The 23714-nt window shown below is 56.7% G+C and carries 25 protein-coding genes and 1 pseudogene; 13 read left to right on the forward strand and 13 right to left on the reverse strand.

Annotation, left to right across the window (positions count from 1 at the left end; all coding sequences use genetic code 11):
- From JWR17_RS21345 to JWR17_RS21355, 3 genes and pseudogenes are all read right to left on the reverse strand, one after another.
- A partial coding sequence (locus JWR17_RS21345; RefSeq protein ID WP_299834564.1) for a recombinase family protein occupies positions 1 to 1404 on the reverse strand: 1404 nt, incomplete at its 3' end.
- Positions 1405 to 1453: 49 nt separating this feature from the next.
- Positions 1454 to 2098 (reverse strand): annotated as a pseudogene (locus JWR17_RS21350) (magnesium chelatase domain-containing protein); the annotation flags it as partial.
- Positions 2099 to 2274: 176 nt separating this feature from the next.
- Positions 2275 to 2535: an accessory factor UbiK family protein gene (locus JWR17_RS21355; RefSeq protein ID WP_299834566.1), complete on the reverse strand. Its 261-nt coding sequence runs from the start codon at positions 2533 to 2535 to the stop codon at positions 2275 to 2277.
- Between the two features lie 421 nt (positions 2536 to 2956).
- Between JWR17_RS21355 and glnK the strand changes: the two genes are divergently transcribed.
- From glnK to JWR17_RS21375, 4 genes are all read left to right on the forward strand, one after another.
- Positions 2957 to 3295, forward strand: coding sequence for a P-II family nitrogen regulator (glnK, locus tag JWR17_RS21360; protein WP_002555808.1), 339 nt, complete (start codon positions 2957 to 2959; stop codon positions 3293 to 3295).
- A gap of 35 nt (positions 3296 to 3330) precedes the next feature.
- On the forward strand, positions 3331 to 4674 hold the full coding sequence (locus JWR17_RS21365; protein ID WP_299834568.1) for an ammonium transporter: 1344 nt from the start codon (positions 3331 to 3333) through the stop codon (positions 4672 to 4674).
- Between the two features lie 177 nt (positions 4675 to 4851).
- Positions 4852 to 5283 (forward strand): secondary thiamine-phosphate synthase enzyme YjbQ, encoded by a 432-nt coding sequence (locus JWR17_RS21370; protein WP_299834570.1) that lies wholly within the window; start codon positions 4852 to 4854, stop codon positions 5281 to 5283.
- 93 nt (positions 5284 to 5376) lie between these two features.
- The gene (locus JWR17_RS21375) at positions 5377 to 5703 is read left to right on the forward strand and encodes a hypothetical protein (RefSeq protein WP_299834572.1); all 327 of its coding nucleotides are present in this window, start codon (positions 5377 to 5379) and stop codon (positions 5701 to 5703) included.
- 85 nt (positions 5704 to 5788) lie between these two features.
- Here the strand turns inward: JWR17_RS21375 and JWR17_RS21380 are convergent, their stop codons facing one another.
- The 6 genes from JWR17_RS21380 to JWR17_RS21405 are packed head-to-tail and all read right to left on the reverse strand — an operon-like array spanning position 5789 to position 10383.
- Positions 5789 to 6481 carry an HAD family hydrolase gene (locus JWR17_RS21380; protein WP_299834573.1) on the reverse strand — a complete coding sequence of 231 codons (693 nt, stop codon included), beginning with the start codon at positions 6479 to 6481 and terminating at the stop codon, positions 5789 to 5791.
- Positions 6474 to 7376, reverse strand: coding sequence for a tyrosine recombinase XerC (gene xerC, locus JWR17_RS21385; protein ID WP_299834575.1), 903 nt, complete (start codon positions 7374 to 7376; stop codon positions 6474 to 6476). The genes JWR17_RS21380 and xerC overlap by 8 nt, the downstream gene beginning before the upstream one ends.
- Positions 7377 to 7378: 2 nt before the next feature.
- On the reverse strand, positions 7379 to 8116 hold the full coding sequence (locus tag JWR17_RS21390) for a DUF484 family protein (protein ID WP_299834577.1): 738 nt from the start codon (positions 8114 to 8116) through the stop codon (positions 7379 to 7381).
- A 13-nt stretch (positions 8117 to 8129) separates the two neighbouring features.
- Positions 8130 to 8960: a diaminopimelate epimerase gene (gene dapF, locus JWR17_RS21395; RefSeq protein ID WP_299834579.1), complete on the reverse strand. Its 831-nt coding sequence runs from the start codon at positions 8958 to 8960 to the stop codon at positions 8130 to 8132.
- Positions 8961 to 8964: 4 nt separating this feature from the next.
- Positions 8965 to 10212, reverse strand: a complete 1248-nt coding sequence (gene lysA / locus JWR17_RS21400) for a diaminopimelate decarboxylase (protein ID WP_299834582.1) — start codon at positions 10210 to 10212, stop codon at positions 8965 to 8967.
- Between the two features lie 9 nt (positions 10213 to 10221).
- The gene (locus JWR17_RS21405; protein ID WP_297836482.1) at positions 10222 to 10383 is read right to left on the reverse strand and encodes a lipoprotein; all 162 of its coding nucleotides are present in this window, start codon (positions 10381 to 10383) and stop codon (positions 10222 to 10224) included.
- Between the two features lie 239 nt (positions 10384 to 10622).
- Between JWR17_RS21405 and cyaY the strand changes: the two genes are divergently transcribed.
- Entirely contained in the window at positions 10623 to 10955 is a 333-nt protein-coding gene (gene cyaY, locus JWR17_RS21410; RefSeq protein WP_299834584.1) for an iron donor protein CyaY, read from the forward strand.
- A gap of 2 nt (positions 10956 to 10957) precedes the next feature.
- Complete coding sequence (locus JWR17_RS21415) at positions 10958 to 11209, forward strand: DUF1289 domain-containing protein (RefSeq protein ID WP_299834586.1); 252 nt, start codon at positions 10958 to 10960, stop codon at positions 11207 to 11209.
- Between the two features lie 90 nt (positions 11210 to 11299).
- Here JWR17_RS21415 and JWR17_RS21420 read toward each other — a convergent pair whose 3' ends face one another.
- The 4 genes from JWR17_RS21420 to argH all read right to left on the reverse strand — a co-directional run bounded on the left by JWR17_RS21420 (position 11300) and on the right by argH (position 16531).
- A complete protein-coding gene (locus JWR17_RS21420) occupies positions 11300 to 14149 on the reverse strand; it encodes a class I adenylate cyclase (RefSeq protein WP_299834588.1) in 2850 nt (949 codons plus the stop codon).
- A gap of 189 nt (positions 14150 to 14338) precedes the next feature.
- Complete coding sequence (locus JWR17_RS21425) at positions 14339 to 14584, reverse strand: TIGR02647 family protein (protein WP_299834590.1); 246 nt, start codon at positions 14582 to 14584, stop codon at positions 14339 to 14341.
- 207 nt (positions 14585 to 14791) lie between these two features.
- Positions 14792 to 15079, reverse strand: coding sequence for a hypothetical protein (locus JWR17_RS21430; RefSeq protein WP_299834592.1), 288 nt, complete (start codon positions 15077 to 15079; stop codon positions 14792 to 14794).
- A 57-nt stretch (positions 15080 to 15136) separates the two neighbouring features.
- A complete protein-coding gene (gene argH / locus JWR17_RS21435) occupies positions 15137 to 16531 on the reverse strand; it encodes an argininosuccinate lyase (RefSeq protein WP_299834594.1) in 1395 nt (464 codons plus the stop codon).
- 142 nt (positions 16532 to 16673) lie between these two features.
- On the opposite strand from argH, the gene JWR17_RS21440 reads away from it, so the two are divergent.
- The 7 genes from JWR17_RS21440 to JWR17_RS21470 all read left to right on the forward strand — a co-directional run bounded on the left by JWR17_RS21440 (position 16674) and on the right by JWR17_RS21470 (position 23605).
- Complete coding sequence (locus tag JWR17_RS21440; RefSeq protein ID WP_299834608.1) at positions 16674 to 17756, forward strand: sensor histidine kinase; 1083 nt, start codon at positions 16674 to 16676, stop codon at positions 17754 to 17756.
- Entirely contained in the window at positions 17753 to 18499 is a 747-nt protein-coding gene (locus JWR17_RS21445) for a LytTR family DNA-binding domain-containing protein (RefSeq protein WP_299834596.1), read from the forward strand. The genes JWR17_RS21440 and JWR17_RS21445 overlap by 4 nt, the downstream gene beginning before the upstream one ends.
- 192 nt (positions 18500 to 18691) lie before the next feature.
- Entirely contained in the window at positions 18692 to 19633 is a 942-nt protein-coding gene (hemC, locus tag JWR17_RS21450) for a hydroxymethylbilane synthase (protein ID WP_299834598.1), read from the forward strand.
- On the forward strand, positions 19630 to 20397 hold the full coding sequence (locus JWR17_RS21455) for a uroporphyrinogen-III synthase (RefSeq protein WP_299834600.1): 768 nt from the start codon (positions 19630 to 19632) through the stop codon (positions 20395 to 20397). The genes hemC and JWR17_RS21455 overlap by 4 nt, the downstream gene beginning before the upstream one ends.
- A 74-nt stretch (positions 20398 to 20471) precedes the next feature.
- Entirely contained in the window at positions 20472 to 21593 is a 1122-nt protein-coding gene (locus JWR17_RS21460; protein ID WP_299834602.1) for a uroporphyrinogen-III C-methyltransferase, read from the forward strand.
- Positions 21590 to 22828, forward strand: a complete 1239-nt coding sequence (locus JWR17_RS21465) for a heme biosynthesis protein HemY (protein WP_299834604.1) — start codon at positions 21590 to 21592, stop codon at positions 22826 to 22828. The genes JWR17_RS21460 and JWR17_RS21465 overlap by 4 nt, the downstream gene beginning before the upstream one ends.
- 237 nt (positions 22829 to 23065) lie before the next feature.
- Positions 23066 to 23605, forward strand: a complete 540-nt coding sequence (locus JWR17_RS21470; protein ID WP_299834606.1) for a disulfide bond formation protein B — start codon at positions 23066 to 23068, stop codon at positions 23603 to 23605.
- Positions 23606 to 23714: the final 109 nt, after the last annotated feature.

Here is a 23714-nt window from a genome sequence, read left to right on the forward strand (position 1 = left end):
GGCATGTCTACCCTCAAACGTTACTAAGTCAAGCTTTTCAAAGAAATCATCTTTAGACACAATCTTGTTTACTGCCAAAGTTTCCCTCAGACGTTCACGTTCTACAGCAAGTGTAGTTCTCTCACTTTCTGCATCTTGTAATAACTTGGCCACCGCCGTAGATGGCGTCTCATTAAATATTTCTGTCATGTCATGGAGCCGCTTGGTTACAGTTTCAAGCTTTCCAGTGGCTGTTGTAATTTCCTTAAGTATTGCTCCCTCGCTACTTTGCACCAAGCTCAGGCTATCCACCTTTGATAGTAATTCACGTATGACTAACTCGACACGTTCTAGTCTAATATAGCCGTTGGTGCAAACTCCCTTGCGTGCTGAGTGACACTGTACGTAACATGCACCTTTAGGCGGTCTGCCTTTATTAACTAGGTGCATAGCATCACCACAAAATTGACACTTTAAAACTCCTTGGCAAATATTAAATCGCTTCGATTGATTCCCTGTCTTCGATACCCTTCTTTCTGTGCGTACAGCTTGAGCTTGGTAGAATGTTGCTTCGTCGATAACAACAGGAAAGAATCCTCTGACTACTTCACCGTCATTGCCACGGATACGATTAACAATTTTGGTTGGCTGGTATTCACCAAGTAATGCCCTGTTATTCAATATCTTATTAACGCTGCTGTTTCCCCACGCACCGGATTTATTTCTAGCATGTTCTCCATTCACAGTGCCGAATACAGGCAGTTTAAGTTCATTCAGCATCTTTGCAATAGTGCCTTGTCCATGCCCACCAATTGATAATTTGAATATTAGTTCAACAGTTTCCACTCTGGCTTTGATGGGTTGATACTTGCCGTCCTTCAATTCCAACCAATACGGGCATGCTTTACCTAATGGCTTAAGTTCTGTGCGTGCAAGTTTCTTTTTCTGCTCCCACGCTTTTCCTAATCGGATCGATTTAATGTCACTTTCACTATGGGCACGGCCCATGTGCATGATTGAGAGCATTAAATCCATCGCAGTGGCATCTTTTGTATAAAGATAACCATCAGAGAGCGTGACAACATTAATTTCTGACTTTAATAACGCCAGTAATCCGGCTAGTGCGACATTTACGGCCTGTCTTGATAGTCGATCAAGGTTTTCTACAAGTAGGTAACTACCTTTAGCAATCGATCCATCATCAACACGATCAAGGAATCGCTTTAACTGTCCACCATCGTCAAGGTGTTCACCTTTTTGGGCACTCTTGCCTTTATCAAAGAATGTGTACTCCTTGGCTGTAGCAAGCTCTAGGTCGTGGCTGGCACAGTAATCCACTGCCATCTGCCTTTGACGACGGTAGCTATCGCCCTTGGCCTGTTCCGGGCTTGAGAACCTAATATAGCTGTAGGCTTTGCTGGTCATAGCTGCTGGTCTGCTAGGGCGTAGAATGTTTTGTAACGTACCACAATGTTAAAAGGTTATGGGCGCCGGCCGCTGCCACCAACAGCGCACGCTTGGCTGCGGTTTGACCCTGTACTTCGCTCAGGTCCGGATAGGGTTTGCTTACGTGCAGCAGGCCGCTGGACACATAGGGAGCGATTGGCGCCTGACCATTGAAATGAGCCACCAACTGACGCAGGTCAGTGACCGCTATGACCCTCAATCCCGACGCCAGACACGCCTCCTCGGCATTCGCCGCCGGCACAATCAACGTATGCCCTTGTGCGCGGGCTGCCAACGCTGCGGGCAATACTCCTTGGATCGGACGAACTCCACCAGACAGCGCCAACTCACCCAGGCACTCCACCTCTTGCAAAGCCAACGCCGGTAATTGCGCGCTGGCGGCCAAAAGGCCCAGCGCGATGGCAAGGTCAAACCGACCGCCGTCCTTGGGCAAGTCCGCAGGAGCAAGGTTAAGCGTGATCCGCCGCGCCGGAAATTGAAAACCGGAATTCAGAATTGCGCTGCGTACACGATCCTTACTTTCCCGCACCGCACCCTCTGGCAACCCCACCAGCGTCAACGCAGGCAGGCCGTTGGCCAAGTGACATTCGACAGTAACGGCAGGTGCTTCCACGCCCACTTGAGCGCGGCTGAGAACAATGGCCAGAGACATGATCATTCCTTGATGTCTGAATAACCGCATCCTGCGGGAATTAACGGCGAAGCCGGGAGGGGAATCGCTACAAGGTGTGAATCAGCCGAACGTTTTTTGTAGGAGCTGCCGAAGGCTGCGATAAGGTTCGAAGGACCTTCGCTAACCCGTTGGTCTACAGCGATGTACCGAACGCATCACTCAACAGGTGGTGCCAGGCGCGCTTCCATTTCGGCGACTTTTGCTTCCAGCGCTTCAAGGCGTGCGCGGGTTCGGGCGAGTACGGTCATCTGGCTGTCGAACTCTTCGCGGCTGACCAGATCCAGTTTGCTGAAGCCGCTTTGCAACAGCGTTTTGAACTGGCTTTCGAATTCAGTGCGAGGAATCGGTGTTTCGCCGTTGAACAAGCGGGAGGCGTGGCCGCTCAGGGCGTCGAGAAAGGCTTTGGGCGCGAGCATGATCAAGTTTCCGTAAGCAGATAGCGCGGCAGTGTATCACGCAGTGTCTATAGTCAAATCGGGCGGGCGCAGCTGCACGGTTTTCGCGCATGACGGCGGGCACAGTCGCACTGTTGTTGTGCGTCCCGGCGCAGATAGGCGTTTGGATGGCACCTAATTACTGAATAAACAGCCGTAATCAGTGGTTTTTCACGAGATGGCAAGCTTTCTGCTTAGTGGCATATGACCCATGCACTGATGCAGTCGATGTGACGAACGCAGTGCGCGAGGCGAAGCAGGGAAGTGTTTCGTCACAAGCAGTTTTTTGGGGTTAGTCGGGCCGATATAAGACGACCGACGGGTTACAAAGCCAAGCACTGCGCTTAGACTTGAGTCGGGTTTGTTTTCCTGGGGCAAGTCCACCAATTCGGGAGAAAGTTTCATGAAACTAGTCACTGCAATCATTAAGCCGTTCAAATTGGACGATGTGCGCGAGTCGCTGTCCGAAATCGGCGTGCAGGGCATCACCGTCACTGAAGTCAAAGGCTTCGGCCGGCAGAAGGGTCACACCGAGCTGTATCGCGGTGCGGAATATGTAGTCGACTTCCTGCCTAAAGTGAAAATCGATGTTGCGATTGACGACAAGGATCTGGATCGGGTTATAGAGGCAATAACCAAAGCGGCCAATACCGGCAAAATTGGTGACGGCAAGATTTTCGTGGTTAATCTGGAACAGGCCATTCGCATCCGTACCGGCGAAACCGATACCGACGCAATCTAAGCCGCCAACCCCCATCGCCCCAGGAGTAAAACAATATGACTCTGCGTCAATTCGCAGGGCTAGGAGCCCTGCTGTCCCTTTTAATACCTGGTCTGGCCCTGGCGGCTGACCCGGTACCCGTCGTCGCTCCAGTGCTCAACTCCGGCGATACGTCCTGGATGCTGACCTCGACGGCGCTGGTGCTGTTCATGACCATCCCCGGTCTGGCGCTGTTCTACGGCGGTATGGTCCGCTCGAAAAACGTTCTCGCAATAATGATGCAGTGCTTTGCCATTACCGGTTTGATCACCATCCTGTGGTTCGCTTACGGCTACAGCGTTGCGTTCGACACTACCGGTATGGAAGCAGGCGTCGTTAACTACTACTCCTTCTTCGGCAGCTTCGCCAAAGCGTTCCTCGCGGGTATCACGCCAGCCAGCATCACTGGCCCTACCGCGCTGTTCCCTGAGGCGGTGTTCGTCACCTACCAGATGACCTTCGCCATCATCACCCCGGCGCTGATCGTCGGTGCGTTTGCTGATCGCATGAAGTTCTCTTCGATGCTGGTCTTCATGGCCCTCTGGTTCACCATTGTCTATGCGCCGATTGCGCACATGGTCTGGAGCGGTCCTGGCGCATTGTTGGGCGACTGGGGTGTTCTCGACTTCGCCGGCGGCACCGTGGTTCACATCAACGCGGGTGTTGCCGGTCTGGTTGCCTGCCTGGTACTGGGCAAGCGTAAAGGCTTCCCAGCGACCCCGATGGCCCCGCATAACCTTGGTTACACCTTGATGGGTGCTGCCATGTTGTGGGTTGGCTGGTTCGGCTTCAACGCCGGTTCCGCTGCTGCGGCCAACGGCACTGCCGGTATGGCGATGCTCGTTACCCAAATCGCTACTGCTGCTGCTGCGCTGGGCTGGATGTTCGCTGAGTGGATCACTCACGGTAAGCCAAGTGCCCTGGGCATCGCTTCGGGTGTGGTTGCCGGTCTGGTTGCCATCACCCCTGCTGCTGGCACTGTGGGTCCTATGGGCGCACTGATTATCGGTTTGGCTGCTGGCGTGGTCTGCTTCTTCTGCGCTACCACCCTGAAACGCAAACTGGGCTACGACGATTCCCTGGACGCATTCGGCGTACACGGTATCGGCGGTATCCTCGGCGCGATCCTGACCGGTGTGTTCGCAGCACCTGCCATGGGCGGCTTCGGCACTGTGACCGACATTGCTGCTCAGGTTTGGATTCAGTGCAAAGGCGTGGGCTTCACGATCATCTACACGGCGATCGCGACCTTCATCATCCTGAAAGTGGTCGACGCGGTCATGGGCCTGCGTGTCACTGAAGAAGAAGAAGCTGTCGGTCTCGACCTTGCGCTGCACAACGAACGTGGCTACAACTTGTAAGGCATCAAAATAAAATGCCCGGGTGACCGGGCATTTTTTTGTCTGGGTTTTGTCGATGTAGGTAAGGTCGCCGCCGTTGTTTGGACATCGACCATGGCTTACATAACGCGTGGCGTATAACGCGCTTTGTTTTTTTCGCCAGCGCGTTAGAATGCGCGCCGAAGCGTGGAGAACTGTATGTGGCAACAGAAGTTGATTACTTTGCGAGCAAGGCCTCGCGGGTTTCATCTAGTGACCGACGAAATACTCGCAGGTTTACCTGAACTGCAAACCTGTCGCGTCGGTCTGTTGCATTTGTTATTGCAACATACCTCGGCCTCGTTGACCGTCAACGAGAATGCCGATCCGGCTGTACGTCGTGACTTCGAACGTTTTTTCAGCCGTCTGGTGCCTCAGGGAATGGACGGATACGAACATGACGACGAAGGCCCCGATGACCTGCCTGCGCATTTCAAGGCCAGTTTGCTTGGCTGCCAGTTGAGTTTGCCGATTACGGCAGGACGGTTGGCGCTGGGCACTTGGCAGGGTGTTTATTTGGGTGAGCATCGTGATGTTGGCGGCGCTCGCAGAGTCCTCGCCACGCTGCATGGTGATGAGGATGGTCGCTGATCATCAGCGGCTGTTGAATTTTTTCTGGCAGCCATCGACAGTTGGCGAAGCTGGGCTATAACTAATCTGCTTTCGAAAGTCATGAGGTAGAACATGAGCGACGACGACAACGACGGTTTGGTAGACGATCTGGAAGACGACGAGGGTGGTGAGGAACTTGTCGCCGCTGGCGGCGAAGATGACGGTCCCGAAATCGACGACAGCCCCGACGCGCCCGCTGCGCCTAAAGGCAAAGCCAAGGCTGCGGTTTCGGTAGATGAGCTGCCTAGTGTAGAGGCCAAGAACAAAGAGCGTGATGCGTTGGCTCGCGCGATGGAAGAGTTCTTGGCCAAAGGCGGCAAGGTGCAGGAAGTGGAGGCCAACGTGGTCGCCGATCCGCCGAAGAAACCTGATAACAAATACGGTAGCCGACCTATTTAGGCGCGAGCTCGCGTTGTTATCAAGAAAAGCCCGCTGTTGCAGCGGGCTTTTTCGGGTCTACGCTTTAATTTCAATGCCGTAACCGCTAGTTCCAGCCTTTCAGCAACCCGGGCAATTCAGTCAGGCTCTGGATTTGCGCATCGGGACGCTTATCGGCTTCCCATGGTTTGCCCGTCGGGTTGAACCAGATGGCGCGAAAACCTGCTTGCTGGGCGCCTGCAATGTCGTCGCCGGGATGATCCCCGACGTGCACGGCTGAACCCGCATCGACGTTGACGCGCTTCAGCGCTTCAACAAATGGAGCAGGGTCGGGTTTGCCGATACCGACGTCCTCGGCGCTCAAAGCGAAGGCAAAATAATCTGCCAGCCCTAATCGACGGACATCGGCGTTACCGTTGGTTAAAACACCCAGCGTGTAAGTTTTGGCGAGGATTTCCAGGGTCGGCTGAACGTCAGGGTATATTTCGATCTGATGCCGCGCGTGGAGAAAAACCTCGAAGCTTTTTTCCGCCAAGTCGTTCGCCTGATCGTGGGCATAGCCGGCATCTTGCAGGGCATGAAATAACACGTGGCGGCGTAATGCACTAATTCGGTGCTTGAACGATGGGTCGGCTTCGACCAGCCGCGTACGAATCGCCCATAACTGTTCGACCGGCACCGGGCCCAGGTTTGGTGCATGTTCCGCCAGCCATTCGCGCAATACCGCTTCGGCGGTGATGATGACGGGGGCGGTGTCCCATAACGTGTCGTCGAGGTCGAAGGTAACCAGCTTAATCATGATCAGTGCCCTTTACGCGTTTGGCCCGAGGGTGGGCGCTGTCGTACACCGTGGCTAAATGCTGGAAGTCCAGATGCGTATAAATCTGTGTGGTGGCAATGTCGGCGTGGCCGAGCAATTCCTGCACCGCACGTAAATCCTGGGAAGATTCGAGCAAGTGGCTGGCGAACGAGTGGCGAAGCATGTGCGGGTGCAGGTTCTGCCCCAACTCTCGTACGCCAGCCGCTTTGACGCGTAGCTGGATGGCACGGGGGCCTAGACGTCGTCCTTGCTGGCTGATGAATACCGCGTCGTCTTGCGGGTTTGCCAGAGCCCGCAGCGGCAACCAGGTTTCCATGGCTTCCCGGGCCTTTTTTCCTACTGGCAGCACACGGGTTTTGCTGCCTTTGCCAAGGACTTGGATCAGCCCATCACTCAGGTCAAGCTGTTCGAGATTGAGGCCGGTAAGCTCTGAAAGACGCAGCCCTGAGGAGTAGAACAGCTCAAGAATCGCCTGATCGCGGTGGGCGAGGAAATCATCCTCTACGGCCCCGTCGAGCAATTGCAAGGCACGGTCCGCATCAAGGGTTTTCGGCAACCGGCGCTCGCCTTTGGGCGGCGATAAGCCATTGGCCGGGTCGTGATTGCATAGGCCTTCGCGATTCAGGTAGTGATAAAGCCCGCGCACCGCTGACAGTAGGCGCGCCAGGCTGCGGGAGGACTGCCCTTGATGGTGCAAACGGGCGATCAGACTGCGCAGCTGCTGGATGTCCAGTGCCGACCAACTGCTGAGGTTTTGCTTCTCGCAAAAGGCCAGTACTTTGTTCAAGTCCCGGCGGTAGGCTTCCAGGGTGTGCGGCGACACCTGACGCTCGCTGCGCAGGTGTGTGCAGTAAGCGTCAAGTTGTCGTTCCATGGTCAGTAGACCGAGCGTGACGACTGAGTAAAGCGCGGCAATACGCGGCCCAGTACTTCAGCGATATAGCTGAGGAACAGTGTGCCAACCGAACTTTTGTAGTACTGCGGATCGCGGCTGCCGATCGCCAGTACGCCGTGCAATCCTTGATGGGTCAGGGCCACGACGGCGCTGGAGCCGACCTGCTCGCCTTGTTCTGCGCCATACAAAAACGCCAGCTCATGCTCACGCAAAACACCGCATACAATCTTCTCGTCCGAAATCAGGCCGCCGATGGTTTTTTGCGCCTCTTCAGTGCTGACCCAGCGTCCAACTGGCAGCGGTTTCTCGCTGAACAAAATCAGACTGACAAAGGGCACCTGAAACTCCTGGCGCAGGCTGTCTTCAACGGCGATGACCACGTCTTCCAGGCTGCTGGCGTCAATCAGTGCCAGCATCAGCCGACGGGTCTTGTCGAACAATCGGTCATTGTCCCGGGCGACGTCCATCAGTTGCGAAAGACGGTGGCGCATTTCAATGTTGCGGTCGCGTAGCAGCTTGAGCTGACGCTCGACCAGCGACACGGTATCGCCGCGCTGATGTGGAATGCGCAGAGTGGTCAGCAGTTCTTCGTGCTCGACGAAGAACTCAGGATGTTTAAGCAAGTACGCGGCGATCGCCTCTGCTTCAGGGGTTGGCGCTGCGTGACCGGCGGATGCTTCGCTGGGCTGTTCGGCTGATACCTGAGGCTTGTCGGTCATCGTATTTGCTCACTCATAAACGAACTTGTCCTTCATATACCCGAACGGCCGGGCCGGTCATTTTCACGGAATGGCCAGGGCCTTCCCACTCAATGGACAGGCGCCCGCCGGGCAGATCAATCAACAGGGGTGAGTCCATCCAGCCCTGACTGATGGCCGCCACCGCCGCTGCGCAAGCGCCGGTTCCGCAGGCCTGGGTTTCCCCGGCACCGCGTTCCCAGACACGCAACTGCGCGCGTTGCCGATCAACCACATGTAAGAAGCCGACATTGACCCGCGCCGGAAAGCGCGGGTGGTGTTCGAGCTTCGGCCCGAGGACATGCACGGGTGCGTTGTTGATGTCTTCGACACGCAACACTGCGTGAGGATTTCCCATCGATACTGCGGCAAGGTCGATGATTTGACCATCAACTTCAACCGCATAGCTCAGTGCCGGCTCGGTTGCGTCGAACGGGATCTGCTCCGGGACTAGCCGTGGAGGCCCCATATCAACGCTGATTTGACCGTCGCTGCGGATATCCAGCTCAATAATGCCGCTTTTGGTCTCGACGCGAATCTGCCGTTTGGCAGTCAGGCGTTTATCCAGCACGAAGCGGGCAAAGCAGCGCGCGCCGTTGCCGCACTGTTCGACTTCAGACCCGTCGGAATTAAAGATTCGGTAGCGAAAGTCCACCTCGGGGTTACTCGGTGCTTCGACCAGCAATAGCTGATCGAAGCCGATCCCCGTATGGCGGTCACCCCACTGTTTGGCGTGCTTGGGCAGAATATGCGCGTGCTGACTGACAAGGTCTAAAACCATGAAGTCGTTGCCCAGGCCATGCATCTTGGTAAAGCGCAGCAGCATGGGGTTACTCCGGCAGCAGGCTTTCGCCAGCAAACAGCTCTGCCACGGTTTCGCGACGACGCACTTCAAACGCTTCGTTGCCATCGACCAATACTTCAGCGGTACGGCCACGGGTGTTGTAGTTCGAGCTCATGACAAAACCGTACGCGCCTGCCGAATGCACAGCAAGCAAGTCGCCTTCGGCCAATGCCAATTCCCGGCCCTTGGCCAAAAAGTCACCGGTTTCGCAGATAGGTCCAACGATGTCGTAGGTCCGCGGCTGCGAATCACGTGGGCGAACCGCCGTTACGTTCATCCAGGCTTGATACAGCGCCGGGCGGATCAGATCGTTCATCGCCGCATCGACAATGGCGAAATCCTTATGCTCGGTGTGCTTGAGGTATTCGACTTGAGTCAGCAGCACGCCGGCGTTGGCAACGATGAAGCGGCCAGGTTCAAACACCAAAGCCAGGTCACGGCCATCCATGCGCTCGCGCACGGCAGCAATGTATTCGCTGGCCAATGGCGGCTCTTCGTCGCGATATCGAACACCCAGACCGCCGCCCAGATCAACGTGGTGCAAATGAATGCCACAGTCGCCGAGACGGTCAATGAGCGCTAGCAAACGGTCCAGGGCATCGATGAAAGGTGGCAGGCTGGTCAGTTGCGAGCCGATATGGCAATCGACGCCGATCACTTCAAGGTTTGGCAGTTGCGCGGCACGGATGTAAACGTCTTCGGCATCCGCAATAGCGATGCCGAACTTGTTTTCCTTGAGGCCGGTAGAAATGTACGGGTGGGTGCCCGCATCGACGTCCGGATTGACCCGCAACGAGATCGGAGCGCGCACGCCCAGCTCTGCGGCGACGACTTGCAGGCGTTCGAGTTCGTCAGTGGATTCGACGTTGAAGCAATGCACGCCGACTTCCAGTGCGCGACGCATGTCCTGGCGTGTCTTGCCGACGCCAGAAAACACGATTTTGTCCGGGCTGCCACCTGCGGCCAGCACGCGCTCCAATTCGCCGATGGAAACAATGTCAAAACCAGCGCCAAGGCGCGCCAGGACATTGAGTACACCCAGGTTAGAGTTGGCTTTTACTGCGAAGCACACCAAGTGAGGCATGCCGCTTAAGGCGTCGGTGTACGCGGTGTATTGCGCTTCGATGTGCGCGCGGGAGTAAACGTAGGTCGGCGTGCCGAAGCGCTCGGCAATGGCAGACAACGCTACACCCTCCGCGAACAGCTCACCGTCGCGGTAGTTGAAGGCGTCCATGGGTGTTCCCTAGTTAGTAGAGTGCTTGTGCGAACTCGATTGCGACGATTTGGCTTGATCATCGGGGTTTTGGCTGTCATCAGGCATATACAGCGGCCCTTTTTGACCACAAGCAGAGACGAGGCAGGCAACCGCAAGGAGCGCAGCAAGGGAAGAGATCAGGCGCTTCATGGCGAAATCCTTTGTAAAAGCATTAATTGCGCCCGAGTATACCGACCACCCAGCGCCTTGCCTATGTAGCGTACGACCCGTCCGACGGGGCTTCGAACAAGGTCATGGAGATTGGGCTGACTTGGCCGCGCTTATGGACATTGCGGCCTGCTATTGGGCGGGTATGCTTTGCATTTGTCTTATAGCGACCGTATCTTGCGTCGCTGCGCCGTTGGTACACATTTTTTGAGGTTCCCGTAATGAGTTTGACTGAAGCCCGCTTTCACGATCTGGTCGATGCCACCCAGCAAGCGCTGGAAGATATTTTTGATGAGAGCGATTCGGATCTAGACCTGGAAAACTCTGCCGGTGTGCTGACCGTGAAGTTTGAAAACGGTACTCAGCTCATCTTCAGCCGCCAGGAACCACTGCGTCAGTTATGGTTGGCCGCGAAGTCAGGTGGTTTCCATTTTGACTACGATGAAGAAGAGAAGCGTTGGGCCTGCGACACTAGCGATGAGTTGCTCAGCGAAATGCTCCAGCGCCTTTGTCTGGAACAAGGCGGCATTGAGCTGGATTTCGACGAGATTTGATCGTGACCGATTCCGTTGTTGCCACGAACAGCCCCACGCCGGTCAAGCCGGTCAAGCCGCTGTTCAGCAATGTCAGCCGTGCCGTGCCGTCGCCGTGCATCAGTGTCTGCCGTCTTGATGAAAACAAAGTCTGCACCGGTTGCTGGCGGCATGTGGAAGACATTCGTGAATGGCGCGCAGCCGACGATGAACGCCGCCGGCAGATCTGCGCCACCGCTGAACAGCGTAAAGCGCTGAATAACCTCAACCTGTAGGAGCCAACTTGTTGGCGAAATGAACCCTGCGGTGTATCAGTTACACCGCCTCGCCAACCAGTTGGCTCCTACAGAGAGTTTGTTCCGGTATCAGGCCGCATCCATTGCGTTGTTGAGGGACTTTTCCAGGTCAGCCTTGTAGCGCAGAAACAGAATGCTTTGTCCGCGCGCGTCGCCCAGCAGGCCGGAAAGGTCGAGGTCAGTGATGTAGCAGCGATAGCGCTGGCCTTCCCTGCGTTGTTGCACTATCTGCTGTGCGACAACGGTATATAGCTGGTCCCCGTGTTCCAGCTCGGAAAATTCGCGCTGGTTGCAATACAGGGTAACGCTGACCTGACCCGGCGCCGCTTCTTCGATGATGGCTTGCACATCATAAAAAGGTTTGTCCACCGGCGTGGCGGGTGCTGAACGCGGTTCGATGCGCCGGGCGCGGCTCTGTCCGGAGGGCAATATCTGGTAATACAACGTCTCCAGTGCTAGAGGTTTCAGCGGATTATCCAGCGGCAGCAGGGCGCCGCGTCGGTACACCAGCGACTGAAAGAAGCGCTTCAGAGGCAGCAACAAACTGGGTTCGTCAAAGTACGGCAAGTGTTGGTGCCACAACGCATTGTGTTCATCCAGCACATACAGATCAGCATAGGGCTCGCTGATGCGGTAAAACACCTGGATACACTCTGGCTGGCCGTGGGGCAGGATCATTGCCAAGTCATGATCGTTAAGCGCGTAGGGATCGAGATGCAGCGGGCTGTAATGGGGCAGCTCCTCGCTCAAGTAATCCAGCAGCGCAGGAAGGCTGGGCAATGGGACATGGTTGATCTGGCCGGGGATCATTTCCAGCACGTGGTATTGCTGCTGAACCTGGATCAGGTAACGATGGTTCAAGCGCCGCGCCAGCAATAATTGCGCGGTCTTCACCAGTTCCTCGACACGCTGGGCAATGGCAGGCGCACGGTTATGGCAGAAGCAACGTACGCGTACGCGAGGCTGCTCTGCCCCGTCGGGCAAATTGCTGAGGAAATGGCTCAAGCAGTCGAGCAGCGCGTTGGGGCCGTCATACCGGCTTACCAGAATTTCATTCCAGCTGTTGAGCGTGATTTGGTCTAGGGTCAGCACCAGATTTTCGCGCACTCCTGCGTAACTCAGCGAGTCCGTTCGTTCGGTGGTCATCAGAATATTCAGGTCCCGATGATGCTTGAGCGGATCGACACCGACGTTGACCAACAACAACACTTCCCTCGGAACACTGGGGCGCAACAAGTGTTCTTCGCTGACCGCACCAAGCGGCAGGGGAATGGCCTGCTGCAGGCTGCCCATCAGATTGAACAGCTCAAACTCGGTCAAGTCGCTGCTGCCGGGATGCAGCGCCAGGCGCGTGGTGTGATCGATCACATTATTCCGGTGACACCACGCCAGCAATTCGAGCAACTCCCGGCTGCGCTTGATCGGCGAAAAATGCTCCCATTCCTGCGCACCGAGACTGCCGTTGTACAGCCCCCATTGGGATTTTCCCGGCTCTCGTTTGTTAGGTGACTGCACCAGCGTCAGCGTGTCCTCGGCCAAATCCGGAGCGATTCCCGGATTGATGAATTCGACCTTGCCGGCCTTGCGCTCGAACGCGGCGTACAGGCGTCGGCCCAATACGTTCAAGTCACGCTTGGTGATCAAACCGACGGCTTTTTGCGTACGGGCGAATTCGGTAAGAAAGCGATAGCTGTAGTTCAGCTCGTTAACCAAGGCCCGGCGTTCAGTGGCCACCTGGCGGACTTTCCACTGGCTACGGCTGTCGAGCAACGCCAACTGCCGGTCGTCCCAATTCCATTCTTTGGCAAGACGCTCCAACAGCAGACGCTGCCAACTGGTGGTGCGTTGGCGTGGCGACCCGGTGAGCTTTTTGTTGACCTTCAGGTACAGGCTGCGTCGTACCAATTCCAGGCGTTCGGGTTCGCCTCGGGCCTTAAGGTATTCCTCGATGCGCCGGTAAACCATCATGTAAGGGTCGAGTTCATCAAGGTCAAGCGCGTTGGCAAACACCGCTTGCTTGAAGCGCAGGCTCAGGCATTGCACGCGCGGTTGTTCGCTGGCATAGACCTCGGTTAGCAGCAACTTCAGCACCGACTTGTAAGGTGACTCGATGCCCTTGAACAGCTGCCAAAGCCCCGCGCCGATGAATTCGCCGGGGGGAATGTGCGCCAGATGGCCGAGGTCAAGAATTTCGTCGGCACGGATAAAGCGCTTGGATATCAGCGTGTGGGTGTATTCGGCGTAGCGCTGTTCTTCGTAAACCGGCACCAGCCACCACAGTGGCGTACGGCCTGCCAACCAGACAGCGGTGCGGTAAAACTCGTCCAGCAACAAATAATGCTGGGTGGTACCGCAATCTTCCGAGCTCAGTTTTGTATCGCGCTCACCCAGCACAAAACGCTTAGCGTCGATCAAGAAGAAGTGTGCTTCGGCGCCTTGGCTCAGCGCCCAGGTTTCTAGCGCCTGGCATTTTTTGCGCAGCTCGGCGATGGCCGCCGGGCTTAGCTCAGCATCATGGCAGACCCACACGTCCATATCGCTTTGCTCGGCCTGAGCCAAGGTCCCGAGACTGCCCATCAGGAATAAGCCATGGATCGGCTGCGGTGGATTGCCGTGACGCTGTTTGTAGGAAAAAGATCGGGTCAGCCGCTGCGCTTCGGCCAATGCCTGAGCGTCTGGATCATAGCCCGACACCCCGGCCGGGGTACTGCCGGAAACGTAGCCCGGTAACAGTGGATGGTTGACGTGAAAGAACAACGGCAACAGCGTCAGCACCGCTTGTTGCCGTGTCGACAGGCCTTCCATGGCGCGGCCCAGCCGCCCATCGTTGAGGGCCAGAAAGCGGTTTCGCAACTGGCTGAGAACCTTGCGGTCGATGCCCTCATCCAGGTCGGGGCGAATTTCAAAGGTACGCGTCATCGCAGCTAACCGGGGAGGCTCGAAATTAAATTTAGGTCGGCGGGCAACGTACTGCTAAATCAGACGCTTCCAAGCGGATTTTCTGTTGACACCAAAGTGAGTGTATCGGCTGCGTTTGCGAATAATAAAGGTCTGAAGAATGGCTCGCGGGACCTTTCGAAGGTGGATTCCCGCGAGCCCGAAAAGATTTCAGGCAGCTTCGGTGACGTTAAGAATGGTCAACAGTGATTGGGCATGCTCGGCCGCCTCCAGACCCAGGCTGGTCAGGTAGCCACCATCAAACTGGGTGATTAGCCCTTTATCGAACAAGCGCTGTGCGGCCGAAATCGCTTTGGGAGCTGCAATGTGATGAACTTTGAGTCCTTCCAGGGTATTACCCAGATTGAACAGTGCAAGGATTTCCAGTTCGGCAACCAACTCAGGGGTATACGACATAGGCACTCCAGACTTTTCCAGTAATACGCTTCGCTGGTGGTGTGGGTCTGTCTGAGTCAAGGCACAGGAACGAGCTGTTCTGCGCTTATTGAGTTCTTGAGGACCCATAAAGCCGGCTTGGCGTGACAGCCCCGAGGTGTTACGGCAGCGGGGCTTTTGCAGTGTAGTCAGGTGCTGGAGTTTTTGCAGAAGATCTTTAGCCGGTCGTCATTTGGTTTCTGGCGGCAACGTTGGAAGCGCTCGCAGGGCCTGCTCGTACCACTCGCTATTGAACGGACGGTCATCTTCCAGCAACGCATCGATTTCGACGGCGAGCACATGTGCCATCAGTTGCAGGATTTCTTCACGCTCGTATCCCACCAGGGTGAGCTTGTTGAAGGTCGCTTTGGCCGCCGGTGGCGTGTCACTTTCAATTTGGTTTTCGATGGCTTGGATCAGCGTCGATTCGGCGAACTCTTCTTCTTCGTCGTCAATGATGTCAATTTTGTCGGTCATGCTGATTTCCTGAAAATAAGTAGCTACGTGCAAAGCAATCATCCTACAGGTCTGGGGTTAGCGGGCGGCCAGCAAGGCTTCGCCGCGGGCGACTGCCGCTTTGACCTGCGCCGGCGCAGTGCCGCCAATGTGGTTGCGCGCGTTAACCGAGCCTTCCAGGGTCAGCACTGCGAACACGTCCTGATCAATGTGATCGCTGAATTTTCGCAGCTCTTCCAGGCTCATCTCCGCCAGGTCTTTGCCGCTTTCCACGCCGTACTTCACAGCATGGCCAACGATTTCGTGGCAATCGCGGAAAGGCAGGCCACGACGCACCAGGTAATCGGCCAGGTCAGTGGCGGTGGAAAAACCACGTAACGCCGCTTCACGCATGATCGCGTGCTTGGGTTTGATCGCCGGAATCATGTCGGCAAATGCCCGCAGTGAGTCGCGCAAAGTATCCGCAGCGTCGAACAGCGGCTCTTTATCTTCCTGATTGTCCTTGTTATAGGCCAGAGGCTGGCCCTTCATCAACGTCAACAGGCCCATCAACGCGCCGAATACGCGGCCACTTTTACCGCGTACCAGTTCCGGCACGTCAGGGTTTTTCTTTTGCGGCATGATCGAACTGCCGGTGCAGAAGCGATCTGGCAGGTCGATAAATTGGAACTGCGCACTGGTCCACAGCACCAGCTCTTCGGAGAACCGTGACAAGTGCATCATTGCCACGCTAGCGGCTGAGCAGAATTCAATGGCGAAGTCGCGGTCCGAAACGCTGTCCAGCGAGTTACCGCCCACTGCGTCGAAACCCAACAGCTCGCACACCAGTTCACGGTCAATCGGGTACGTCGTGCCGGCCAATGCGGCGCTGCCCAGTGGCAAGCGATTGAGGCGCTTGCGGCAGTCAACCAAACGTTCGTAATCGCGGCTGAGCATTTCGAACCACGCCAGCATGTGGTGACCGAACGTCACCGGCTGGGCAGTTTGCAAATGCGTGAAGCCAGGCATGATGGTCTCGGCTTCGCGTTCTGCCTGGCCCAGCAAACCGTGTTGCAGGCGAGAGATCTCAGCCAGAATCAGGTCAATTTCATCACGCAGCCACAGGCGAATATCGGTCGCGACCTGGTCGTTACGGCTGCGGCCGGTGTGCAGCTTTTTGCCGGTAACGCCGATGCGATCAGTCAGCCGCGCTTCGATGTTCATGTGCACATCTTCCAGATCGATGCGCCAGTCAAAGTTGCCAGCCTCGATTTCAGCCTGGATGGCGTTCAAGCCTTCAATGATAGCGTCGCGTTCTGCGTCGGTCAGAACCCCGACGTGGGCCAGCATCGTTGCGTGGGCGATGGACCCCATGATGTCGTGGCGATACAGGCGTTGGTCGAAAGTGACGGAGGCGGTGAAACGGGCGACGAAGGCGTCGACGGGTTCACTGAAGCGGCCGCCCCAGGACTGATTGGTCTTGTCGGTGCTCATGGGTTCGCTCGTTAGTCTGCAGTCTGGTATTAAAAAATGGGAAATGGCCGAGGTTGAGACGGCGACCGCGATAATAACAGGTTGCTGTTTTTTTATTCTTGGGCAGCTTGCTGCTAACGCCAGTGGCGCAGAGACTGACGTCATGCGAAACGACTGGTTGAAAACGGGTGCCGCGTCAGCGCCCGTCAAAGAATTCTTCCTGCCCGAACTGTGCGTGCCCCAGGCATTGTTAGTGTTGGTGGTTCTGGCTGAGCTGCTGGTCATGGTTCTGGTGCTGGTCGAGCCCATGGTTGCGGGCTTTAATTGGGTGCGCCTCGCCCTGATTTCGCTGTTTGTGCAATGGATCGTCTTGCTCTCGGCCGCACTGTTATGCGGACTGCGTCCCTGGTTGGCACGCTTGCCGGCAGGGGTTGCAGGCATTTTGTGTTGCCTGATGGTGGTGGGATTGACCGTGTTGTGCACGGCGGTAACAGACTACTGCGAACTGGCGCGCCCGGCGACGGTCGGAGTAAGGGTAGAACGGTATTTTCGCTATTCGCTGATTGCGTTGATCATGTCGGCCTTGATGTTGCGTTATTTTTATCTGCAGAGTCAGTGGCGAAAACAGCAGCAGGCGGAGTTGCGTGCCAGGATCGAATCGCTGCAAGCGCGGATCCGGCCACACTTCCTCTTCAACACGCTGAACAGTATTGCCAGTCTGGTCGCTAGCGACCCGGTCAAAGCAGAACAAGCAGTGCTCGATCTTTCCGATTTGTTTCGCGCAAGCCTCGCCACGCCCGGGAATCTTGTGACATGGCGTGACGAACTCGAATTGGCAAAACGATATTTATCGATTGAGCAATATCGTCTTGGCGAGCGTCTACAGTTGGACTGGGTGGTGAGCGCGATTCCGGACGATCTGCCCATTCCACAGCTAACCTTGCAACCATTACTTGAAAACGCCTTGCTCTACGGCATTGCACCGAGGGTTGAAGGCGGTGTAGTTCGGGTTGAAGCAACCTATAAAGAGGGGGAGTTCGTATTGTGTGTCAGCAATCCCTATGACGAAGTTGCCAAAAGGCAGACTTCCAACGGCACTCATCAGGCGCTGGTGAACATTGGTGCGCGAATCGCGGCACTTTTTGGTCCACGTGCGAGTCTGAGCGTGGAGCGCCGTGACGGTCGTCACTTCACCTGTCTACGCTATCCTTGTGCGAGACTCACGCAGGAAGCCAAAGCAATATGAATGTCCTGATCGTTGATGACGAACCTCTGGCCCGTGAGCGACTAAGTCGCTTGGTCAGTGAACTTGAGGGCTACAGAGTCCTTGAGCCCAGCGCTACCAATGGCGAAGAAGCCTTGGCGCTGATCGATAGCCTTAAACCTGATGTGGTGTTGCTCGATATTCGTATGCCGGGTCTGGATGGTCTGCAGGTAGCCGCCAAACTGTGTGAACGCGAGACGCCCCCCGCAGTGGTTTTTTGCACTGCCCACGATGAGTTCGCGTTGGAAGCGTTCCAGGTCAGCGCGGTGGGTTATCTGGTTAAACCGGTACGTGCCGAGCATTTGCTCGAAGCGTTGAAAAAAGCCGAACGCCCGAACCGGGTTCAACTGGCGGCCATGACTCGGCCTGCGGCGGAAACCGGCAGTGGCCCGCGAAGCCATATCAGTGCGCGGACCCGTAAGGGTATTGAGCTGATACCGCTGAACCAGGTGATTTTTTTCATCGCCGACCATAAGTACGTGACCTTGCGCCATGAGGGCGGCGAAGTGCTGCTGGACGAGCCGCTCAAGGCGCTTGAAGATGAATTCGGGGATCGATTTGTGCGCATTCATCGCAACGCACTGGTCGCGCGCGACCGCATTGAACGCCTGCAACGCACACCGCTGGGCCATTTTCAGCTGTTCTTGCGGGGGCTCAATGGCGATGCATTGATCGTCAGCCGTCGTCATGTTGCAGGCGTGCGGAAAATGATGCAGCAGTTGTAGATATCGATGGCTCCCGGACATCTGTACAAGGAGTCAGCTTGTTGGCGAGGCGCTTAAAGCGGTGTGTCAGATCTGCCGCCTCGCCAACGCGTTGGCCCCCGCAGGATGAATCCACCGCTTCAAGCTGACGCAGGCAAGATCGCGCCGACAACTGTTATTATCCGTCGCATCTATTCAAGTACGGATTGATCCATGTTCACTCGCGAAGTTCGCATTGCTACCCGCAGAAGTGCGTTGGCCTTATGGCAGGCCGAATACGTCAAAGCTCGCCTGGAAGAGTTTCATCCAGGCCTGGTGGTGACGCTGGTGCCCATGGTCAGTCGCGGTGACAAGCTGCTGGACTCACCCTTGTCAAAAATCGGTGGCAAGGGACTGTTCGTCAAAGAGCTTGAAACAGCCATGCTCGAAGACGTCGCCGACATCGCCGTGCATTCAATGAAAGACGTGCCAATGGACTTCCCCCAGGGGCTCGGTCTGTATTGCATTTGCGAGCGCGAAGACGCCCGTGACGCTTTCGTCTCGAACGCCTTCGCCAGCCTGGATTTATTACCAGCGGGCAGCGTGGTGGGTACATCGAGCTTAAGACGCCAGGCCCAGTTGTTGGCGCGGCGCCCCGATCTGCAGATTCGATTCTTGCGCGGCAACGTCAACACCCGTTTGGCGAAACTGGATGCGGGTGAATACGACGCGATCATTCTTGCGGCTGCTGGCTTGATCCGGCTGGGCTTTGAAGGGCGCATCACGTGTGCAATCAGCATCGAAGACGGTTTGCCTTCAGGCGGCCAAGGTGCGGTGGCGATCGAATGCCGTACCGCCGACGCGGAAATTCAAGCATTGCTCGAGCCGCTGAATCATGCCGATACCTCGGTAAGAGTGACTGCCGAGCGCGCGTTGAACAAGCATCTCAATGGCGGCTGCCAAGTGCCCATCGCCTGTTACGCCGTGCTTGAAGGCGAGCAAATCTGGCTGCGCGGAATGGTCGGCGATCCAGACGGCGGCGTTTTGCTTAACGCCGATGCCCGTGGTCCCCGCAGCAATCCAGAGGCGCTGGGTATACAGGTTGCCGATGCGCTGCTAGCCCAAGGCGCGCAGGCGATTTTGCAAAAAGTCTATGGCGAGGCGGGCGAAGAGTGACGGCCTGGCGGCTGCTGTTGACGCGTCCCGCGCAAGAGTCGGCGGCGCTGGCGACCGTGTTGAAAAACGTTGGCGTTTATAGCAGCAGCTTGCCCTTGCTGAAGATCGAGCCGTTGACGATCACTGGCGCCCAACGCTCGATGATTTTCGATCTGGACCTCTATGCGGTGGTGATCGTCGTCAGTAAGCCAGCAGCCCGTATGGGCTTGGCTTTGATTGATGAGATATGGCCGCAACCGCCCGTACAACAGTGGTTCAGCGTCGGTGCTGCAACGGCTCAAATCCTCGAAGACTATGGCCTGAGCGTTGCCTATCCGGTGGACGCTGATGACAGCGAAGCGTTGCTCGAATTATTACCATTGCGCGATGCCCTGGCGCGGCCTGGAACCCGGGTCCTGATTTTGCGGGGCGAAGGCGGCCGCGAACTGCTGGCCGAGCGGTTGCGCGCGCTCGGTGCCAATGTGGATTATTTACCCCTCTACCGGCGCACCCTGCCGCATTATCCAGCATTGGAACTGCCGCACAGGATCGAAGCGGAACGCTTGAACGGTGTGGTGGTCAGCAGTGGGCAGGGTTTTGAGCACCTGTTCGAACTGGCAGGCGCTGCCTGGCCGGAGGTGGCACGGTTACCGTTATTTGTACCCAGCCCCCGAGTCGCCGAATTGGCGACAGCAGCAGGGGCACAGACAGTTGTGGATTGTCGTGGCGCTAATGCCGCGGCTTTGCTGGCGGCGTTACGGGCACACCCCGAACCCGCCCTCTAGGCGTAAGACGATGAATGTGTTTTAACCGAGTCGTCGTTGGATGTGATACGCGCCCTAATGCATAGGATGGATACGTGAGCGAAACAGTCTTGCCCAAAGAACAAGTTGATCCGGTGATCGAAGCGTCTTCACCGACCCCAGGCACCTCATCGAAGAACCGTGGCAGCGGCCTGGTGATTGTTGCATTGCTGTTGGGTGCTGCGGGCGTTGCAGTTGGCGGATGGGGAGTGTGGCAAGTACGCGGCCTCCAAGCCAGCCATCAGCAGCAATCGGGGCAGTTGCAGGATATCGGCGCACAAACCCAGGTGCTCAAACAAAGCGAGCAGCAGTTAGCTGCGCGGCTGGCACAGTTACCTCAAGCGTCTGAGCTGGAAGACCGTCGACGTCTGGTGGCTCAGCTTCAAGGCGATCAGCAGCGCTTGAGCGAGCGTCTGGAAACCGTGCTGGGTGCCAGCCGTCAGGACTGGCGTTTGGCCGAGGCCGAGCATTTGCTGCGCCTGGCCAGCCTGCGCTTGTCAGCCTTGCAGGACATCAACAGTGCATTGGCACTGGTGCAAGGCGCCGATCAGATTTTGCAGGAACAGGACGATCCCGGTTCTTTTGCCGCCCGGGAGCAATTGGCCAAAAGCCTGGCCGCATTGCGCAGCGTCGAGCAACCGGACCGTACCGGATTGTTCCTGCAACTGGCGGCGTTGCGTGATCTGGCGATTCAACTCAATACGCTGGCGCCGGAATACCAGGACAAAGGTGAATCACTGCTCGGCCTGACCGCTCCCGGTGATGCCAGTGACAGTCGTTGGGCGCAATGGTGGGATGAGCTATCGCGCTATATCCGCATCGACTTCAGCGCCGACAAGAATATTCGTCCGTTACTGGCTGGGCAAAGTTTGACTCAGGTTCGGCTGGCCTTGAGTCTGGCTCTGGAGCAAGCGCAATGGGCGGCCCTTAATGGCGAACCCAAGGTCTACACCCAGGCGTTGGCCGAAGCGCGCAACGTTCTGCAAAACAACTTCAATAAAGACAATCCGCAAAGCAAAGTATTGGACGAGCGTCTGCAAGCGCTGACTGCTCAGCCTGTATCGGTGGTAACGCCGGACCTGGCGCAAAGTTTGAGTGCGGTGCAGGCCTACCTTGAGCGTCGGCACATGGCAGCAGATAAACCTGCCGCACAAGCCAGGCAGGAGACCAGCCCATGAAACGCGTGTACCTGATCCTGTTTGCGGTAATCGTCGTCGCGGCGCTGATCGGCGTGGCCATTTCCGAGCACTCGGGCTACGTGCTGATCGCCTACCAGAATTTCCGCTACGAATCGAGTTTGTGGGCGACCCTAGGACTACTGGCGGTGATCTGGCTGGTGATATTTGTCGTGCGGGTCTTGTTGGGCCTGGTGACCACATCGGGTGGCGTGGTTAACCCGTGGTCGCGACGTAATCGCAGCCGTCGCGTGCAGCAAGCTATCGAACAAGGTCAGCTGGACCTCGCCGAGGGCCGGTGGGCCAATGCTCAGCGTCATCTGCAGCGTGCGGCCGAGGCCGAGCGTCAACCCTTGCTGTACTACCTGGGTGCAGCGCGTGCCGCCAATGAACTGGGTCGTTACGAGGACAGCGACAGCTTGCTCGAACGCGCTCTGGAGCGTCAGCCGCACGCCGAATTGGCCATTGCGCTGAGTCATGCACAGTTACAGCTCGATCGTGGGGATCGCGACGGTGCGTTGACGACGCTGGAAGCCATGCACGGGCGCCACCCGCATAACCCGCAAGTGTTGCGTCAGTTGCAGCGTTTGTATCAGCAGCAGGGCGATTGGGCGGCGCTGATTCGTCTGATGCCTGAATTGCGCAAGGACAAGGTATTGCCTGCGACAGAGCTGGCCGAGCTGGAGCGCCGTGCCTGGGGTGAGAATCTGACGCTTGCGGCACACAGCGAACAAGAAGGTGAAGCGGGTCTGCAATCACTCAACAAGGCCTGGCAGCAACTTTCCTCCGCGCAACGGCAGGAGGCGCCCCTGGTACTTGCCTATGCCGAGCAACTGCGCCAAATGGGCGCCGATGCTGAGGCAGAAGAAGTATTGCGAGGCGCCCTCAAGCGCGATTACAACAGTCATTTGGCGCGTTTCTATGGATTGCTGCGGGGCAGCGATCCCGCGAGACAATTGCAAACCGCCGAGGGCTGGCTCAAGCAGCACCCTGCCGATCCGAGCCTGTTGTTGACCCTGGGCCGTCTATGCCTGCAAAGCAGTTTGTGGGGTAAGGCGCGGGATTACCTGGAAGACAGCTTACGCTTGCAGCGCAACCCCGAAGCCTGCGCAGAACTTGCGCGATTGTTGGCGCAAATGGGTGAAACCGAGCGCAGTAATCAGTTATTCCAAGAGGGCCTGAGCCTGCTTGATGAGCGTTTGCTGGCGCGACCGCTGCCGGTATTAGCCAGGGCTTAACAGTGGGGCGGGGTGCCCTGAATGCAGCCCGCCGTTACTCTTTTGAGTTTAATTTGTAGGACTGTTCGGGTCGCCCTGTAGCTGGAAAACCCGGCCTTCACCCATTTGAAATATAGTCCTACAAGGCGCGTCATTAGAGGGCTGCTTCATTACTGAAATATCTGCCCGTTGTCGTCTTGAAACCGTCAAGTGCTTTCCTCTACCGTAACGGTTCTCGCATTCTGTAACGGATCTGCCATGCACCTGGCCGCCTCGCGCCCCCTGTTTTTTCTGGCGTTTATTGCCTCTACGCTCGTTGTAGGTGCGTCGCTGTATTTAGAGTACGGAGTAGGACTTGTACCTTGCTCGCTGTGCCTCGTGCAGCGCACGTTACTCATCATCTTAGGGGCGGTCTCGCTGATTGCATTTTTCCACGCGCCTACCAACGCCACTTGGCGTGCCTACTCCATAGCGATGCTGCTGTGTGCCATGGCCGGTGCGTTAAGTGCAGGGCGCCAAGTCTGGATGCAGACCCATTCGATAGAGCGCCTGCTGCCGTGCCGAAGCCCCTCGCAATGCCTGACTGAATCCACCTCGATTGCTCACTTACTCGCTCGGCTGTTTGATCGTACCGCGGAGTGCGCCGAGGTGAGCTGGTCTTTGTTTGGCATGAGCGCCGCGGAATGGAGCCTTCTGGCTTTTGTTGGTTTGGTCCTGATTGCCACTTACCAGGTGTTCCAGCGTGCGCCCGTCAGTCTGGACGTCGAAAAAGAGAACGTGAAAGCCAGCCAAGATTAAACACTTGTATGAACTTTATCTCCTGCGTCCCTTGATGGGGTTGGTGTGCGGGCAGAATCTGGTCGGCACGCGGTATCGGAAATATGCCGTTTTTGTAGCTTCATCGGAC

The organism is Pseudomonas sp., from assembly GCF_028293835.1.
Classification (GTDB): Bacteria; Pseudomonadota; Gammaproteobacteria; order Pseudomonadales; family Pseudomonadaceae; genus Aquipseudomonas.